Annotated in this window: 14 protein-coding genes; 5 read left to right on the top strand and 9 right to left on the bottom strand. The window is 65.3% G+C overall.

Going from position 1 to position 17,196, the window contains the following annotated elements; translation table 11 throughout:
- Positions 1 to 71 precede the first annotated feature (71 nt).
- Together J6500_RS22385 and J6500_RS22390 are read right to left on the bottom strand one after the other, a co-directional pair.
- A complete protein-coding gene (locus tag J6500_RS22385) occupies positions 72 to 3,242 on the bottom strand; it encodes an efflux RND transporter permease subunit (RefSeq protein ID WP_225714861.1) in 3,171 nt (1,056 codons plus the stop codon).
- Between the two features lie 8 nt (positions 3,243 to 3,250).
- Positions 3,251 to 4,453 carry an efflux RND transporter periplasmic adaptor subunit gene (locus J6500_RS22390; protein WP_376707841.1) on the bottom strand — a complete coding sequence of 401 codons (1,203 nt, stop codon included), beginning with the start codon at positions 4,451 to 4,453 and terminating at the stop codon, positions 3,251 to 3,253.
- A gap of 619 nt (positions 4,454 to 5,072) precedes the next feature.
- Between J6500_RS22390 and J6500_RS22395 the strand changes: the two genes are divergently transcribed.
- Both J6500_RS22395 and J6500_RS22400 read left to right on the top strand, forming a co-directional pair.
- Complete coding sequence (locus J6500_RS22395; RefSeq protein WP_225714862.1) at positions 5,073 to 6,218, top strand: FAD-dependent monooxygenase; 1,146 nt, start codon at positions 5,073 to 5,075, stop codon at positions 6,216 to 6,218.
- Positions 6,215 to 7,825 carry a benzoate-CoA ligase family protein gene (locus J6500_RS22400; RefSeq protein WP_225714863.1) on the top strand — a complete coding sequence of 537 codons (1,611 nt, stop codon included), beginning with the start codon at positions 6,215 to 6,217 and terminating at the stop codon, positions 7,823 to 7,825. Before J6500_RS22395 ends, J6500_RS22400 begins: the two co-directional genes overlap by 4 nt.
- A gap of 290 nt (positions 7,826 to 8,115) precedes the next feature.
- Here the strand turns inward: J6500_RS22400 and J6500_RS22405 are convergent, their stop codons facing one another.
- Genes J6500_RS22405 through maiA form a run of 3 tightly spaced genes read right to left on the bottom strand, consistent with a single transcriptional unit; the run spans position 8,116 to position 10,428 of the window.
- Positions 8,116 to 9,300 carry a 3-hydroxybenzoate 6-monooxygenase gene (locus J6500_RS22405; RefSeq protein ID WP_225714864.1) on the bottom strand — a complete coding sequence of 395 codons (1,185 nt, stop codon included), beginning with the start codon at positions 9,298 to 9,300 and terminating at the stop codon, positions 8,116 to 8,118.
- On the bottom strand, positions 9,300 to 9,806 hold the full coding sequence (locus J6500_RS22410; RefSeq protein WP_225714865.1) for a MarR family winged helix-turn-helix transcriptional regulator: 507 nt from the start codon (positions 9,804 to 9,806) through the stop codon (positions 9,300 to 9,302). The genes J6500_RS22405 and J6500_RS22410 overlap by 1 nt, the downstream gene beginning before the upstream one ends.
- Positions 9,796 to 10,428, bottom strand: a complete 633-nt coding sequence (gene maiA, locus J6500_RS22415) for a maleylacetoacetate isomerase (RefSeq protein ID WP_225714866.1) — start codon at positions 10,426 to 10,428, stop codon at positions 9,796 to 9,798. The genes J6500_RS22410 and maiA overlap by 11 nt, the downstream gene beginning before the upstream one ends.
- Before the next feature lie 106 nt (positions 10,429 to 10,534).
- Between maiA and gtdA the strand changes: the two genes are divergently transcribed.
- A complete protein-coding gene (gene gtdA / locus J6500_RS22420; RefSeq protein ID WP_225714867.1) occupies positions 10,535 to 11,575 on the top strand; it encodes a gentisate 1,2-dioxygenase in 1,041 nt (346 codons plus the stop codon).
- 142 nt (positions 11,576 to 11,717) lie between these two features.
- Here the strand turns inward: gtdA and J6500_RS22425 are convergent, their stop codons facing one another.
- From J6500_RS22425 to J6500_RS22440, 4 genes are all read right to left on the bottom strand, one after another.
- A complete protein-coding gene (locus J6500_RS22425) occupies positions 11,718 to 12,545 on the bottom strand; it encodes an ABC transporter permease (RefSeq protein ID WP_225714868.1) in 828 nt (275 codons plus the stop codon).
- On the bottom strand, positions 12,538 to 13,311 hold the full coding sequence (locus tag J6500_RS22430) for an ABC transporter ATP-binding protein (RefSeq protein ID WP_225714869.1): 774 nt from the start codon (positions 13,309 to 13,311) through the stop codon (positions 12,538 to 12,540). Before J6500_RS22430 ends, J6500_RS22425 begins: the two co-directional genes overlap by 8 nt.
- A 166-nt stretch (positions 13,312 to 13,477) precedes the next feature.
- A complete protein-coding gene (locus tag J6500_RS22435) occupies positions 13,478 to 14,482 on the bottom strand; it encodes an ABC transporter substrate-binding protein (protein WP_225714870.1) in 1,005 nt (334 codons plus the stop codon).
- A 14-nt stretch (positions 14,483 to 14,496) separates the two neighbouring features.
- Positions 14,497 to 15,858 carry an FAD-dependent oxidoreductase gene (locus J6500_RS22440; RefSeq protein ID WP_225714944.1) on the bottom strand — a complete coding sequence of 454 codons (1,362 nt, stop codon included), beginning with the start codon at positions 15,856 to 15,858 and terminating at the stop codon, positions 14,497 to 14,499.
- A 113-nt stretch (positions 15,859 to 15,971) separates the two neighbouring features.
- Here J6500_RS22440 and J6500_RS22445 point away from each other — a divergent pair, with 113 nt between their 5' ends.
- Positions 15,972 to 16,856: a LysR family transcriptional regulator gene (locus J6500_RS22445; RefSeq protein WP_225714871.1), complete on the top strand. Its 885-nt coding sequence runs from the start codon at positions 15,972 to 15,974 to the stop codon at positions 16,854 to 16,856.
- Between the two features lie 62 nt (positions 16,857 to 16,918).
- Entirely contained in the window at positions 16,919 to 17,188 is a 270-nt protein-coding gene (locus J6500_RS22450) for a hypothetical protein (protein ID WP_225714872.1), read from the top strand.
- Positions 17,189 to 17,196: the final 8 nt, after the last annotated feature.

Here is a 17,196-nt window from a genome sequence, read left to right on the forward strand (position 1 = left end):
AATTCACACCGCCTGGCGGTGAGAGCCCCTCACCCCAACCCTCTCCCCATGAAGAACGGGGAGGGGGAGTTTCAGTGCACCGTGCCCGTCGCCCGCGGCTCGGCTTGCGGCGGCGCGGCCTTGCCTTTCTTCGCCTTGCGCCAGTTCTCGAAACTCTGCACCACGACGAAGAACGCCGGGACGAACAGCACGGCGAGGCAGGTCGAGGCGATCATGCCGGAGAACACCGTGATGCCGATCGACTTGCGGGCGTTGGCGCCGGCGCCGGTGGCGAGCACCAGCGGCAGCACGCCGAGGATGAAGGCGAACGACGTCATCAGAATCGGCCGGAAGCGCGCCCGCGCCGCGTCGATCGCGGATTGCAGCACGGTGTGGCCGTCGCGCAGATGGCGCTCGAGCGCGACCTCGACGATCAGGATCGCGTTCTTGGCCGATAGCGCGATCAGCAGGATGATGCCGATCTGGGTGTAGAGGTTGTTGTCGATCCGCAGGCCGGTCAGCACCAGCATCGGGCCGAGCAGCGACAGCGGTACCGCGAGGATCACCGAGATCGGTGCGTACCAGCTCTCATACTGTCCGGCGAGCACGAGATAGACCAGCAGCAGCGCCAGCGCGAATGTGTAGTAGATCTGGCCGCCGACCGCCTTCTCCTGGTACGACATCGCCGTCCACTCATAGCCCGAGCCGGGCGGCAGCGTCTTGGCTGCGATCTCCTCCATCAGCGCCATCGACTGGCCGGACGAGTAGCCCTGTGCCGGCAAGCCGATGATCGAGGCCGACGGATAGAGGTTGTAGAGGCTGATCAGCGACGGCCCGACCGACGGCGTGATCTTCGCCACCGTGCCGAGCGGAATCATGTCGCCGTTGCTGTTGCGCACCATCATGTTCTCGATGTCGCGCAAGGTCAGGCGGTACTGCGCCTCGGCCTGGGTGTAGACCTGGAAGGTGCGGCCGAACTTGGTGAACTGGTTGACGTAGCTGGCGCCGAGATAGGACGACAGCGCCGAGAAGATCTGGTCGGTGGTGACGTGCAAGGTCTGCGTCTTGATGCGGTCGACCTCGACGTCGTATTGCGGCACCATCGAGCGGAACGAGGACTGCACGCGCTGCAGCGCGCTCTGGGTCTGCGCGTTGGCGACGATCGCGCCGGTGATCGCCTGCAGCTTGCCGTAATCGGCATTGCCGTCGCGCAGCTCGACTTGCATGGCGAAGCCGGCGGCGTTGCCGATGCCCTGGATCGGCGGCGGCGGGATCACCAGGATGCGCGCCTCCGGGATCACCGCGAGCTTGTCGTTGAGTCCGAACACCAGCGAGCGCAGGTCTTCGCCCGGCCCGCGCGCACTCCAATCCTTCAGGATCAGGTAGGCGACGCCGGCATTGGCGAGGCTCGACGAGTTGTCGAGCGCGGAAATGCCGGCGATCGAGATCACCTGGTCGACGCCAGGCGTCTTGCCGGCGATCTCGGTGACCTTGTCGAGCACCTGCTGGGTGCGGTCGAGCGCGGCGCCGTCGGGCAGCTGCACCGCTGCCAGCAGATAGCCCTGATCCTCGATCGGGATGAAGCCGGTCGGCACCCGCGACAGGCCATAGCCGGCGAGCCCGATGATGATGAGCGCGATCGCGACCGATGTCTTGGCGTGCCCGGCGATGCCACCGATGATGCGGGCATAGCCGCGCTCGATCCGGTCATAGACCGCATTGAAGCCGCGGTAGAAGAAGTTGCGCTGCTCGGGCGGCGCCGGCGGGCGCAGCCACAGCGCGCACTGGGTCGGCTTCAGGGTCGCGGCATTGATCGCGCTGAGCAGCGCGGTGGCGGCGATGACCAGCGCGAATTGCGCGTACATCCGCCCGGTCAGTCCCGGCAGAAAGGCGGCCGGCAGGAACACCGAGATCAGCACCAGCGTGATGCCGACGATCGGTGCGAACAACTCGTCCATCGCCTTGATCGCGGCGTCGTGGCCGGACATGCCGTGCTCGATATTGTGCGCCGCGCCCTCGACCACGACGATGGCGTCGTCGACCACGATGCCGATCGCCAGCACGATCGCGAACAGCGTTGACAGATTGATGGTGAAGCCGAGCGCGGCCATCGCCGCGAAGGCGCCGATGATGGTGACCGGCACCGTCGTCGCCGGCACCAGCATCGCCCGCCAATCCTGCAGGAACACCAGAATCACGACCAGCACGAGCAGGCCGGCCTCGATCAGCGTCTTGTAGACTTCTTCAATCGAGGCGTTGACGAATTTGGTGGTGTCGAACGGCGTGTCGTATTTGATGTCCTGCGGGAACTGCCTGGCCAGTTCCGCCATCTTCTTCTCGATCGCCTTCTCGACCTGCAGCGCGTTGGCGCCGGGCGACTGGAACACGCCGATGCCGACCGCGGGCTTCTGGTTCAGCGAGAAGATCTGGCTGTAGGTCTGCGCGCCGAGCTCGACCCAGCCGACGTCGCGGACGCGGGTGACGTCGCCGACGGTGCCGGTCTTGACGATGATGTTCTCGAACTGGCCGGCGTCGTCGAGCCGGCCGTTGACATTGAGCGTGTACTGGAACGCCTGCCCCGCCGGCGTCGGCGGCGCGCCGACCTGGCCGGCGGTGACCTGCTGGCTCTGCTGCTGGATCGCCTGGATGACGTCCTGCGGCATCAGCCCGCGCACCTGCAGCTTGTTGGGGTCGAGCCAGACCCGCATCGAGTACTGGCCGGCGCCGAACACCGTGACGTTGCCGACGCCGGGCAGGCGCGACAGCTCATCGCGGATGTTGATGGTGGCGTAGTTCGACAGGAACAGGCTGTCGTAGGTCTTGTTCGGCGAGGTCAGCGTCACGAACAGCAGGATCGAGGTCGACCGCTTCTGCACGGTGACACCCTGGCTTTGCACCGCCGACGGCAGCTGCGACAGCGCGCTGGAGACGCGGTTCTGCACCAGCACCTGCGCGAAGTTGAGATCGGTGCCGATCTTGAAGGTCACCGTCAGCGTATAGGTGCCGTCGGCGCCGCTGTAGGACTGCATGTAGAGCATGTCCTCGACGCCGTTGACCTGCTGCTCGATCGGCAGCGCCACCGTGTCGACCACGGTCTGGGCCGAGGCGCCGGGATAGCGCGTCGTCACCTGCACGGTCGGCGGCACCACGTCGGGATATTGCGCGACGGCGAGGTTGTACAGCGACACGCCGCCGAGCAGGATCATCAGGATGGCGATGACGTTGGAAAGGACCGGGCGCTCGATGAAGAATTTCGAGATCATGGCGCGTCCTATTTCGTCGCTGTCGGCGTCGCGTCGCTCGTCCTGACCTGCGGATCGACCTTCTGGCCGGGGATCGCGCGCAGCAGCCCGGCGGTGACCACGCGGTCATCCGGCTTCAGCCCGGTCTCGATGACGCGGAGTCCCTGATCGAGCGGGCCGGTCGTCACCTTGCGCTGCTCGACCACATTGTCGGCATTGACGACCAGCACATAGCGCCCGGCCTGGTCGCTGCCGATCGCGGTGTCCGGCACCAGCAGCGCATTCTCCTGCTTGTCGAACGGCACGCGAACGCGGACGTAGAAGCCCGGCAGCAGCGCACGATCCGGGTTCGGGATCAGGCCGCGCACGGCCAGCGTTCCGGTCGACTGGTTGAGCGTCGGCGAGATGTAATCGAGCTTGCCCTTGTGCGGATAGCCGGTCTCGGTCTGCAGGCCGACCTCGACCGGCAGTTGCCTGATCTCGTCGATCGAGATGCCGCGCCGCCGCGCCTCGTCGCGCATGCGCTGCACGTCCTGCTCATTGACGTTGAAGTTCACATAGATCGGGTCGAGCTGCACGATGGTGGCAAGCTGCGTCGGCGAGGAGACGCCGACCAGCTCGCCGACCGAAACCAGATGGTTGCTGACGATGCCGTCGAACGGCGCGACGACGTTGGTGTAGCCGTAATTGACGGCGGCAAGCTTGGTGTTGACCTGGGCTTGCTGCAGACTGGCGGTCGCGTTGTCGCGCGTCGAGGTCGAGGTATCCAGCGTCGCCTGCGACACCGCCTGGCGCTGCACGAGCACTGCCTGCCGCTTGTAGTCGGTCTCGGCCTGCTTCACCGTCGCCTGCGCGCCGACCTCGGCGGCCTGCGCCTGCTCGAGCTTCAGCTTGTAGGTCTCCGGCTCGATCGTGAACAGGGTGGTGCCCTGCTTCACGAAGGTGCCGTCCTTGTAATTGATCGACTCCAGAAAGCCCTGCACGCGCGCAACCAAATCGACGCTCTGGATCGGCGCGGTATTTCCGGTCGCGTCGAGATAGCGCGTGATGGCGCGCTGCACCGGCGGCGCGACCTCGACCTTGGGCGGCGGTGGCGGCACAAAACTATTTTGTTCGCAGGCACTTAAACTGAAAAACGCCGCTATGACGAAAACATCGCGCGGAAATGTCGTGGTTCGCAGCCGCACAAAACTGGCTAGCCTGGAATTTGCCGGCGCGCGAGCATGCCTCATTTCCGAGCCTCGATTCAAAATGCCTAATACAAGGACGTCGTATCGAGTGAACAGCAGCCTTACCTCATGCATAGCAACAATCCGCTTGCAGTGGAACTCGAAAGCGAAAATGATGACGCACGCTAAGGTTGTTACAAGAAGATTTTTTCAGAACTCAGTTCGGCGGCTTCCCGCGCAAACAAAGAGATTTAGTTCAAATGATTGACGCGTTGACACGTGCAGCGAGGCTGTCCGCATGGCTGGCGGCCGTGGCCCTGATAAGCGCTGCCCCGGCCTTGTCGCAGGCTCCAACCCAGGCGCAGCGCGACGCCGTCAAATCGCAATGCCGCAACGACTACATCGCCCACTGCTCCAGCGTTCCGCGGGCGGTGAACCGTCGCTGCAATGCCTGCAGAAAAATATGAGCAGCCTGTCGTCCAGTTGCGCCAGCGCGGTGAAGGCGCAATCCCGGATTTGAAGTGTCGCCACAGGCGAGACCGCCCGGATCGCGCTGCGCGCCATCCAGGCTACGAAGCTACGAAGCCGAATGGCTGCGCGCATTTTCCCTCTGGCGTTTCCGCCGGAGGCAGATTAGTCTGACCTCAATTAGTAAGTACACTGTCAATCTGGGAGGCAGACGTTGCGCATCGCCGTGATCGGCGGAGGGCCCGGCGGGCTTTACTTCGCCTATCTCTGGAAGAAGCGTCATCCCGACGCTGAAATCGATCTGTTCGAGCAGAACGCCGCCGGCGCCACCTGGGGCTTCGGCGTGGTGTTCTCCGAACAGGCGCTTGAATTCCTGCGCGCCGACGATCCCGAGACGGTGGGCGCCATCGCGCCGCAGATGGAGAGCTGGCAGAACATCACGCTGAACCTGCGCGGCGAAAGCGTCGAGATCGACGGCGTCGGCTTCTCCGCGATCGGTCGCCTGGCGCTGCTCACCATCCTGCAGCAGCGCGTCCGCAGCGTCGGCATCACGCCGCGCTTCGACACCGTGGTGGAGTCGACTGGCCAGCTCAAGGGCTATGACCTGATCGTCGCCGCCGACGGCCTCAACTCGATGGTCCGCCGCGGCTTCGAGGCAGCGTTCGGCGCCTCGGTGTCGCATTCGACCAACAAGTTCGCCTGGTACGGCACCACCAAGCCCTTCGCGACGCTGTCGCAGACCTTTGTCGCCACCGACCGCGGCCACTTCAACGCCCATCATTATCGCTATGCCAGGGACATGAGCACCTTCCTGGTCGAATGCGACGCGGCGACCTGGGCCGCCTACGGCTTTGCCGACAAGAGCATCGAGCAATCGCAGGCGATCTGCGAGCAAGTGTTCGCGGCGACATTGGACGGCCACAAACTGATCTCGAACAAGTCGGTGTGGCGCAATTTCCCGTGGATCTGGAACGAACGCTGGTCGCAGGGCAACATGGTGCTGATCGGCGACGCACTGCATTCGGCGCATTTCTCGATCGGCTCCGGCACGCGGCTGGCGATCGAGGACGCCATCGCGCTGACCAAGGCGCTGGAGGCGGAGCCGGCGATCCCGGCGGCGCTGGCGCGCTACGAGGCCGAGCGCAAGCCGATCGTGAAGAAACTCGTCGCCGCGGCGCGCACCAGCGCCGACTGGTACGAGAATTTCCCCGCGCACATGCAACTTGGCTTGATGGACTTCGCCTACAGCTACATCACCCGTTCGGGGCGGATCGACGATGCGCGGCTGCGCGCGATGTCGCCGGCCTTCATGGCCCGGTATGAAGCCGCAAAGGGCAATGCACGAGAGGGCAAGTCATGACCGCGATCATCGACCAGGTCCCGCAGGACAATGCCGGCGCGCGCGAGATCGGCTTTGCGATCCCCGAACGCTACAATGCCAGCTGCATCCTGTTCGACAATCTCGTGAACGGCAACGCCGACCGCATGGCACTGACCGGCCCGGCCGGCACGCGGACCTATCGCGAGCTCTGCACCGAGGCGGCACGCTGGGGCCACGGCTTCAAATCGCTCGGGCTCGCCCGCGGCGACCGCATCCTCTTGTTCCTCGACGACACCCCGGCCTATCCGGCGGCGTTCTTCGGCGCGGTCCGCGCGGGCTTCGTGCCGCTGCTGATCAATACGCTGACGCCGCCGGAGTTGCTGCAATTCTATCTGTTGGACGCCGGCGCGCAGGCCGCGGTGGCCGATGCCGAATTCTGTACGCGCTTCAACGCGGAAGCGTGCAAGGACACGCCGCTGCGCACGCTGATCGTGGCGGGCGGCGCGGCCGGCGATCATGCAGTTGCCGAGACCCGCAATGCTGCCGAATGGCTGCAACAGTTTCCGGGCGAGCTCGACGCGGCCGACACGCACCGCAACGAGATGGCGTTCTGGATGTACTCGTCGGGCTCGACTGGCCGGCCCAAGGGCATCGTTCATCTGCAGCACGACATGGCCTACAGCGAGCTCGCCTTTGCCCGCAGCGTGCTGAAGCTTTCGCCCGGCGACATCTGCTTCTCGGTGCCGAAGATCTTCTTCGCCTACGGGTTCGGCAATTCGATCACGTTCCCCTTCTCGGTCGGCGCCGCGACGCTGCTGCTGCCGGGCCAGCCGAAGCCGGCGGCGATCTTTGCCGCGATCGGGCAGTATCGCCCGACCGTGTTCTTCGGCCTGCCGACGCTCTACACCTCGCTGACCAAGGCCGAAGGTGCCGACGCGGCCGACTTCTCCTCGCTGCGGATGGCAATCTCGGCCGCCGAGGTGCTGTCGGCTGACGTCTTCAATGGCTGGAAAAATCTGACCGGGCTCGAAATCATCGAGGGCCTCGGCTCGACCGAGGTGCTGCACATCTATCTCTGCAACCGCGCGGACAACAAGAAGCTCGGCGCCGCCGGCCTGCGCGTGCCCGGCTACGAGATCATGCTGCGCGACAGCGACGGCCGCGAGGTCGGCGACAATGAAGAGGGCATTCTGTGGGTGCGCGGCGATTCCGCGACGCCGCTGTACTGGAACCGGCCGGACAAGACGGCCGAGACGGTGCGCGAGGCGGGCTGGATCTACACCGGCGACCGCTTCGTGCGCGACAGCGACGGCTTCCACTTCTTCCGCGGCCGCGCCGACGATTTGGTGAAGATCTCCGGCCAGTGGGTCTATCCGCTCGAAGTCGAGCTCTGTCTCGCCGATCACCCCGATGTGCGCGAATGCGCGGTCTACGCCGCCGAACTGCCGGATCGCCGGATGACGCTGCGGGCGGTGGTGGTGATGAACAAGCGCAGCTTCGATGCCAGCGAGGCGACGCGGCAGTTGCAGGATTACGTCAAGGCGAAACTCCTGCCTTACAAATATCCGCGCGAGGTGACGTTCATCGACGAGCTGCCGAAGACCGGAACGGGCAAGATCGACCGGCAGGCGGTGATGCGGATGTAGCTTCGAAGCTGCGTGCTGCAAGGGCTGCCTTCGCGCATGCGTCGCACATCTCGTCCCCGGGCCACCCCTCTCCCCGCCCTCCCCCGCAAGGGGGGAGGGAGCCTGAGCAGCTTGCTCACCTCACTTGTATTCATCTTGCGGACCGTTCACGCAAGCAGCTCTTGCTACACGATGCGCGTCTACCTCGATCGGATGTAAGGAGCGCACCGGCGGAAGGGCTCCCTCCCCCCTTGCGGGGGAGGGTTGGGGAGAGGGGTGCACACGGCGCTCTCTCGATCAGATTGCGGCGGCTACGCTGCCAGCCCCGTCCCGCCATACAGCCACGCGATGTCATCGCACCACTGATCCTGCGACTTCGCGCTCATGATCGCGTTGCGGATGCGGGCGTGGTCGCCTGCGGGGTGGTAGATGTGCTCGCCGATGGCGCGCGACATCAGTTGCACGCGCGCGGTGCGCGGGAAGCGCCTGATACGATAGGCTTCCAGCGCCGCGGCCTGATCGTCGTGGTTGGCCAGCATGTGCGACAGGCACACCGCGTCCTCCATCGCCTGGCAGGCGCCTTGCGCGAAATATTGCAGCATCGGATGCGCGGCGTCGCCGAGTAGCACGGCACGGCCGTCGATCCAGTGTTCGGCGGGATCGCGGTCGCACAGCACCCAGAGCTTCCAGTTGGTGCCGTGGCGGATGATGTTCTGCGCCCGCTCATGGACGTGCGCAAAACCCTTCATCACTTCGTCTTCCGACACCGGCTTGCCAGCGACCGGCTCCGGCGCATCGTTGTGATAGGTGACGACGAGGTTAAATACCTTCCAGCCCGACAACGGGTAATGCACGATGTGACATTTCGGGCCGGCCCACAGCGTCGCCGCGTTCCAGCGCAAATCCTCCGGCATCTGCTCGGTCGGGATCACAGAGCGATAGGTAGTGTGGCCGGAGACGCGCGGCGGGCCGTCCGCGATCACCTGCTTGCGGATGTTCGACCACAGGCCATCGGCGCCGATCAGAAGACGTCCGGTGATACGCTCGCCGCTGGCGATCGTCGCGGTCACCGATGCGCCGTCCTGTTCGTAGCCGACCACCTCGCTCCTGACACGCAGCTCGATCAGCTCATGGTTCTGGCAGGCGCGCAGGAATACGCCATGCAGATCGCCGCGATGCACCACCGCATAGGGATTGCCGAAACGCGCGCGGAAGCTCTCGCCAAGGTCGATATGGGTGATCTCGTCGGCGGTGAGCGCATCCATCAGCCGCAGCTTGTCGATATAGACCGCCATGCTGCGCGCCGCCTCGCCGACGCCGAGATAGTCGAAGGCGTGGAAGGCATTCGGTCCGAGTTGGATCCCGGCGCCGATCTCGCCAAGCGCGGCGGCCTTTTCCAGCAAGATCGAGCGGATGCCCTTCTGCGCGAGGCCGAGCGCTACGGCGAGGCCGCCGATACCGCCGCCCGCGATCAGGACTGGTCCAGTCTCCGCCATCAGCCCGACTTTCCCAGATGTTCGAGCGCGTCCTCGGCGCGCAGCGGCACGCGCGATGCCTCGTTGTTGAGATCGACCAGTTGCGTCAGCAGCGCCAGCAGCGTCTTGCGGTCGGCCGGCTTGAGCGGCTGCAGCATCCGCGCCTGCGCCTTGTCGACCGACGGCATGATCTCATCGAGCACGGCCGCACCGGCCTTGGTAAGATACAGCAGCTTGACGCGCCTGTCCTCCGGTGCCGGCTTGCGGACGATGAACTCCTTGGCCTCCAGCCGCTCGATGACGTTACCGAGGGTGGAGCGGTCGAACGCGATCACCGCCGACAGGCGGGTGGCATCGATGCCGGGATGGGTCGAGATCGCGATCAGCGCGGCGTATTGAACGGGGGTCAGGTCGAACGCCTTGCACTCCTCGATGAACAGCGCAACCGCGATCTGCTGCATGCGGCGGAACAGATAGCCGGGCGCGGTGTAGACCGCGTCCATGGTGACGGGCTTGTTATTCGGCATCGGGCTGCTTGTCCGGAGCGGCGTCGGCGAACGCCTTGATTTGTTTGGCCGCGGCCTCGGCCTTCAGCAGGCGCGGATAGGCCGAGACGTCGACGCCGAAGCGCCGCGCATTGGCGAGTTGCGGCACCAGACAGAGATCGGCCAGCGTCGGCGCATCGCCGAAGCAGAACGGCCCGCCCTCCCCCGCGATCAGGATTTCGCAGGCCGAAAGACCCTCGCGATTGGCCCAGGCCGCCCACTCCGTCACCTTCTCTTCGGGCAGGCCGAGCTGCCGCAGCCGCGCCAGCACCTTCAGATTTTGCACCGGGTGGGTGTCGCAGGCGATCGCCTGCGCGAAGGCACGCACCTTGGCGCGGCGCAGCGGATCCTTCGGCAGCAGCGGCGGATTGGGATGGGTCTCATCGAGCCATTCGATGATCGCGAGCGACTGGGTGAGGATTGCGCCGGCATCGTTCTCCAGCGTTGGCACCAGGCCTTGCGGGTTGATGGCGAGATAGGCCGGCGCGCACTGCTCGCCCTTGCGCAGATGGTGCGGCAGATGCTCGGGCGAGAGTCCCTTCAGATTGAGGGCGATCCGGACCCGGTAGGACGCGCTGCTGCGGAAATAGCCATGCAGCTTCATCGGAACCTCCCTTGCATTTCGTGATTGGCTTGGTTGATTGACGCTAGCCATATTGTCAGTATACTGTCAATTAAATTGAACCGACAAGAATGACGGGAGGCTCGCCATGGAAGCCGTGCAGAAGACCCCGGAGCGCGAGGCGTTCTACAAGAAGATCGACGGCGAGAATCTCTCGGCGCTGTGGAACGTGCTGGGCGATCTGGTCACGCCGGAGCCGCGCAGCGCCTGCCGCCCGCATCTGTGGAAGTTCGATCATATCCGCGACTACATGAACGAGGCCGGCAGACTGATCACGGCCAAGGAAGCCGAACGCCGTGTGCTGGTGCTGGAGAATCCCGGCCTGCGCGGCCAGTCCAGGATCACGACCTCGCTGTTCGCCGGCGTGCAGATGGTGGTGCCGGGCGACGTCGCGCCGGCGCATCGCCACACCCAGTCGGCGCTGCGTTTCGTGCTCGAGGGCAAGGGCGCCTACACCGCCGTCGACGGCGAGCGTACCGCGATGGCGCCAGGCGATTTCGTCATCACGCCGTCGATGACCTGGCACGATCATTCCAACGAAACCAATGAGCCGATGTTCTGGCTCGACGGCCTCGACATCCCCATGGTGCAGTTCTTCGATTGCTCCTTCGCCGAAAGCGCCAAGGAGGACCAGCAGCAGATTTCGAAACCGGCCGGTGCCAGCTTCGCGCGCTACGGCCACAATCTGTTGCCGGTCGATCAGAAACGGACGTCGAAGACCTCGCCGATCTTCAACTATCCCTATGACTACACCCGCGAGGCGCTGGAGAAGGCGCGGACCGCCGAGGAGTGGGATGCCTGCCACGGCCTGAAGCTGCGCTTCTCCAATCCCGAGACCGGCGACTTTGCGATGCCGACCATCGGCACCTTCATCCAGCTGCTGCCGAAGGGTTTCAAGACCGCGCGCTATCGTTCGACCGATGCCACCGTGTTTGCCGCCATCGAGGGCAAGGGCCGCACCAGGATCGGCGACCAGACCTTCGAATGGGGTCCGCGCGACCTGTTCGTGGTGCCGAGCTGGCACTGGGTCACGCACGAGGCCGATGCGGACTCGGTGCTGTTCTCGTTCTCCGACCGCCCGGTGCAGCAGAAGCTCGACCTGTTCCGCGAGGATCGCGGCAACGCCTGAATGCGTCGTCCCGGCGAAGGCCGGGACCCATTACCACCGATGCAAATTGTTGAAGCCGGCTGGCCCCCAGCAAACACAACCACAAAATCCTGTGGTTATGGGTCCCGGCCTTCGCCGGGACGAGGGCGAAAGGCGGCGGACCTCACCGCCAGTGCAGCAGCCGCGCCTCGAGCAGGTTGATCAGCTTCCCTACCGCGAGCCCGAACAGCGACAGGATCACGACGCCGGCGAGCAGCTGGTCGGTCTGCATCAGGTTGCCGGCCTGCAGCACGAAGGCGCCGATGCCGTATTGCGCGCCGATCATCTCGGCGCTCACGACCAGCAGCAGCGCGACCGAGGCGGTGATGCGGAAGCCGGCGAGGATCGAGGGCAGCGCGCCCGGCCAGATCACGCGGCGCACGATGGCGTGGAACGGCACGTTGAAGCTCTGCGCCATCCGGATCAGGTTGCGCGGCACCGCGTCGACGCCGCTATAGACCGAGATCGCGGTCGAGAAGAACACCCCAAGTGCTATGGTCGCGATCTTCGGCTCCTCGCCGATCCCGAGCCACAGGATCAAAAGCGGCAGCAGCGCGATCTTCGGAATCGGGAACAGCGCCGAGATGAACGTGATGCCGACGCCGCGCGCCATGGTGGACAGCCCGATCGCAAAGCCGACGATGACGCCGGCGATCGTGCCGATGAACCAGCCCGATCCGATGCGCATGATCGACCAGGAGAGATGCTGCCATAGCGCGCCCGAGGTCGCGAGCTTGTAGATCGCCACCGCGATCGCCGACGGCGCCGGCAGGAACAGCGGATTGACCCAGCCGGCGCTGCCGGCGAGCTGCCAGATCGCGATCACAAGGGCGAGCGCGACCCAGCCCGAATAACGGCTGCCGCCTGGCGCGAATCCGGCGCCGCGAAACTCCACCGGCCGCGGTGCGTCCGTCGGCTGCGCTTCTGTTTCCGGAGTCGCACGGTCAAGCATGCTGGACCTCGCGCTCGGCGTCGATCGCCTCTTTGCGGATCAGCGACCATAGTTCGCCTTGCAGCTCGGCGAGCTGCCCGCGCGCATCCGCCGCGCCGCGCTCGGCGCGCGTCATCGGGATCGTCACGATCTCCCTGATACGGCCGGGGCGGCGCGACAGCACCAGGACGCGGTCGGCGAGCCGCACCGCCTCTTCCAGGTTATGCGTGACATAGACCGCGCCCATCGTGCCGTCGGCGAGCAGACGAACGAAATCCTCCATCAGCAGCTCGCGAGTCTGCGAATCCAGCGCCGACAGCGGCTCGTCCATCAGCAGGATCGCCGGCCGCACCGCGAGCGCCCGCGCGATGCCGACCCGCTGGCGCATGCCGCCGGACAATTGCTTCGGATAGGCGGAGGCGAAATCCGTCAGGCCCGTGCGGCGCAGCGCGTCGTCGATCACCGCGGCGCGCTCGCCGGCGCTGAGGCCGGTATGCAGCAGCGGAAAGGCGACGTTCTCCTCGACCGTATTCCACGGCAGCAGCGCAAAATCCTGGAACACGAAGGTCAGCGGGTTGAGGCTGCCCGCCGGCGCCGCGCCGCGCAATTCGGCCGCGCCCTTGCCCGGCCGCAGCAGGCCGCCGAGGATCTGGAGCAACGTGCTCTTGCCGCAGCCGGACGGCCCGACGATGGCCACGACTTCTCCGGCGCGGACGGTGAAGGAGACATCGTCGAGCACGTCGAGTGCCCCGAAGCGATGCGAGATGTGGTCGGCGATCAGGTCCATGGCGCCTACAAGCTCACTTCCAAACCCGTTACCCTAAGGAGCCGCGCAGCGGCGTCTCGAAGGGTCGACGGCCGGGATGGAGCCGGGCCGTGCATCCTTCGAGACGTGCGCAAGTGCGCACTCCTCGGGATGACGGGGTGGGTGTAGATTGCGCGAGGCCGTGACATCAATCCGCCTTCACATAGTCCTTGGCGACGATCGCATTCGCATCAAAGCCCTTGTCGACAAAACCCTCGCCCTGCAGCCATTTGATCTGGTTGTCGACGTTCTTGACGTCGAGCTTGCCGTCGGGATCGACATAGGCGCAGTTGCCGACCACCTGCTCGACCGGGAGATTGGTGTACTTGGCGATGATCTCGAGCAGCGGCTTTGTCGTCTCGTTGATCGGCACCACGCCGTCCCTGATCGTCGCCAGGATCACGTCGTGATATTCGCGGTCGGCGCGCACCAGCGCCGCCAGCAGCTTCGTCACCATCTGTGCGTTGGTCAGCGTCTTCGGCGAGGCGAAGATCGCGCCGAGCTGCCACGGCGTCTCGTCGCCGACCCAGCCCAGGAACTTGGCGCCGCCGGAATCCATCAGCGTACGCGCGGTCGAGATCGGCAGCAGCGCGGCGTCGACGGTCTCGCCCTTCAGCGCCGCGGCAGCGTTCGACAGCGATTGCAGCGGCACGATCTTCACATCCGACAGCTTGAAGCCGTATTTGTCGGCGAGCAGGCCGATCGAATAGTGGAAGCTTGAGCCGACCTGGGTCACCGCAATGCGCTTGCCGGCGAGATCCTTCGGCGTCTTGAGGCCGCTTGCATAAGCGTTGTTGCTGGCGAAATAGCCGATCAGCGGATAGCCGGCCTTCTCGCGGCTCATGCCGCCGATCACCTTCAGCGTGCCCTTGCTGGCGAGATTGTAGAGCCCGGCGGTGAAGGCGGTGATGCCGAAATCGACATCGCCCGACGTGGTGGCGACGGCGATCGGCTGCGCCGCGTCGAAGAACTTCAGCTCGACATCGAGGCCGGCGTCGCGAAAATAGCCCTTGTCCTGCGCGATGAACACCGGCGCCGAGGACGACAGCCGCAGCACGCCGATCTTCGCCTTCAGGAGATCGTCGGCGCGCGCGATGCCGCTCGCCGCCCACATCACGAGACCCGCAAGTGCGAGACGCATCCACCCCTTCATTATTATTTCTCCGCCTAGATCCCTTCGGGCACGGCCTGATCGCGGCCGATGAACGCGCCCTGCCTGCCAAGCTGTTGTTGCAACTTTTCGACGGAAATGTCGCGCGGAATCGTGTTGCCCGACAGCGCCAGCGCGGCCGCGGTTCCCGCCGCCTCGCCCATCACGAAGCAGGCACCGGAGACGCGCGCTGCGGATTGCCCCTCATGGGTCATCGAGGCGCAGCGGCCGGCGATCAAGAGATTGTCAACACCGCCGGGCACAAGCATGCGATACGGCAATTCATTGTAGCCGCGCGATTCCGGGATCGGCGGAAACTCGAAGACCACGTCGCCCGGCACATGGGATTCCTTCGGCCAGCCGTTGACGCCGATGGAATCCTCGAACGAAGCACAGCCCAGCACATCCTCGCCGGACAGCATGTAGCCGCCGATCACGCGCCGCGTCTCGCGGATGCCGAGCTGCGGCGGCAGATCGACGATGTAGGAATTTTCAAAGCCCGGCAGCGTGCGCAGGAAGGCGAAGGCCTCGACTGCCTGGCGGCGGCCCTCGATCTCGCCGCGCGTCATGTCGTCGGGATCGATGCCGGAAATCGCGCTGCCGTCGCTGCGCGCCATCTGGGTGAAGTTCACCCGCCATTCGATCTGCGATTTCTGCGGCCGCACGATCGCGGATTTGCGCGGGAATTTGTGGGTGCCCGCGGCCTCCGCCTGCGCCATCCGCTCCGGAATGGTGCGCCAGGCATCGCCAGCCTTTGCCGGATCGATGCCGTTGAGGCGGAACATCATCGAGGGATAGAGCATGCTGCCGGCATTATCGCCGACCTCATAGGGTGCGCCGGCCCACACCGCGAGGTCGCCGTCGCCGGAGCAATCGATGAAGATGCTGGCCAGCACGGCCTTCCGGCCGGCCTTGGTCTCCACCATCAGCGCGCGGATCTGCGCGCCGTCCATCACGACGCCGGCACCGAGCGCATGGAAGAGGATGTCGACCTTGTGCTGTGCCAGCAGATCGTCCGCGGCGATCTTGTACGCCGCGGTGTCGTAGGCCTGCGCGAGGATCTTGCCGAGGATCAGATGCGGCGCGTTGAGCCCGCCGAGCCGGTCGATCCGCGCCAGGAGGTCAGAGGCGATGCCCTGCACCACGCGGTGCATCTCGCCGAACACATTGGCGTGCAGCCCGCAGAAATTGGTCACGCCCGCCGCGGTGCCCATGCCGCCGAGGAAGCCGTAGCGCTCGATCAGCAGCGTCCGCCGTCCGGCGCGCGCCGCGGCCACCGCGGCTGCGATGCCGGCCGGTCCGCCGCCGAGCACCACCACGTCATATTCGCCGTAAACCGGGACCTGCCGCGCAGGTTCTGCGATCGTGTTCGCCCGCATCATTTCCGTATTTCCGCCCTGAACAAAGTTGATTGGGCGAACTATGAATTGATGCGGATTGCAGTACAATCCACCAAATTATGTAATCAGTTTTCTCGAATCGAGAAAGGCAGATGGATACGCTGGTCAACCTCGAAGCCTTCCTCGCGACTGCCGATGCCGGCGGCTTTTCCGCTGCCGCGCGAAAACTCAACGTCGCGACATCGGTGGTGGCAAAGCGCGTCACCCAGCTCGAGGAGCGGATCGGCACCGCACTATTCCACCGCTCGACGCGGCAATTGCGGCTGACGGAAGCCGGCCAGCAATATGTGCATCGCGCCCGCGGCGTCGTCGCCGATGTCGGCGATCTGTTGTCGCGGATGGGCGAGAAGCAGCGCGACCTCACCGATCATCTGCGCGTCAAGGCGCCGACCTCGCTGACGGTGGCGCGGCTCGCCGACGCCTTCACGATCTTCCAGCAACAGAACGCCAGCGTGAAGCTGGAGATCGTGATGATCGACCGCCCGGTCGATCCAGTGACCGAAGGTTTCGACATCGCAATCGGCGCCTTCCCGCATTCGTTCGGCGGCGTCGTCGACGAGCCGCTGTGCCGGCTGCCCCGCCTGCTCTGCGCTTCGCCCGCCTATCTGAAGAAGCACGGCACGCCGAAGCATCCGCGCGACCTGGTCGACCATCGCTGCCTCAGTTTTCTGCCGACCGGCCCGGAATGGCCGTTCGAGGGATCCCGCGGCCGCATCAACATCCAGGTGCGGCCCTATTTGTCCTCGAACGAGGGTCGCGTGCTGGCGCAGAGCGCGGTCGCCGGCAACGGCATCGCGCTGCTCTCGCACTATCTGGTCGCGGACGCGCTGCGCGATCGCACCTTGCGGCCGGTGCTCACGGAATTTCCGATCCCCGAATTGTGGGTGAAGGCCACTGTGCCCGAGCGCCGCATCGACGCCGCCGCGGTGCAGGCCCTGCTCAAGTCGCTGAAGACATCGCTGGCACAGCCGCTGTGAGGTGAAGCCGATCTTGCCTCGGTGGCGCGGACCTGAGACAACAGTGCGAAAGGATCGCCGTCTTGAAACTGCTGGTCTCAGCTTCGCTCGGTCTTATCGTCGTTGCCACGCCGGCAGCAGCGATCGAGACCTGCCGATTCATCCAGGACAAGGCTGAGCGCGATGCCTGCTACCAACGGCAAGAGCAAGAGCTCACGGTCCGGCGCAAGCCCGACGCTGCGCCCATGGCCGCGCCATCAGCGGAAGCGAAGACGTTGCAATCACTGCAGCAGATGCGCCGCGACGACGAGCAGGTCTATCGCAGCATCCGCGGCATCTGCAACGGCTGCTGAGCGGCGAG

The organism is Bradyrhizobium semiaridum (assembly GCF_020329505.1).
In the GTDB taxonomy this organism is placed as follows: Bacteria; Pseudomonadota; Alphaproteobacteria; order Rhizobiales; family Xanthobacteraceae; genus Bradyrhizobium; species Bradyrhizobium semiaridum.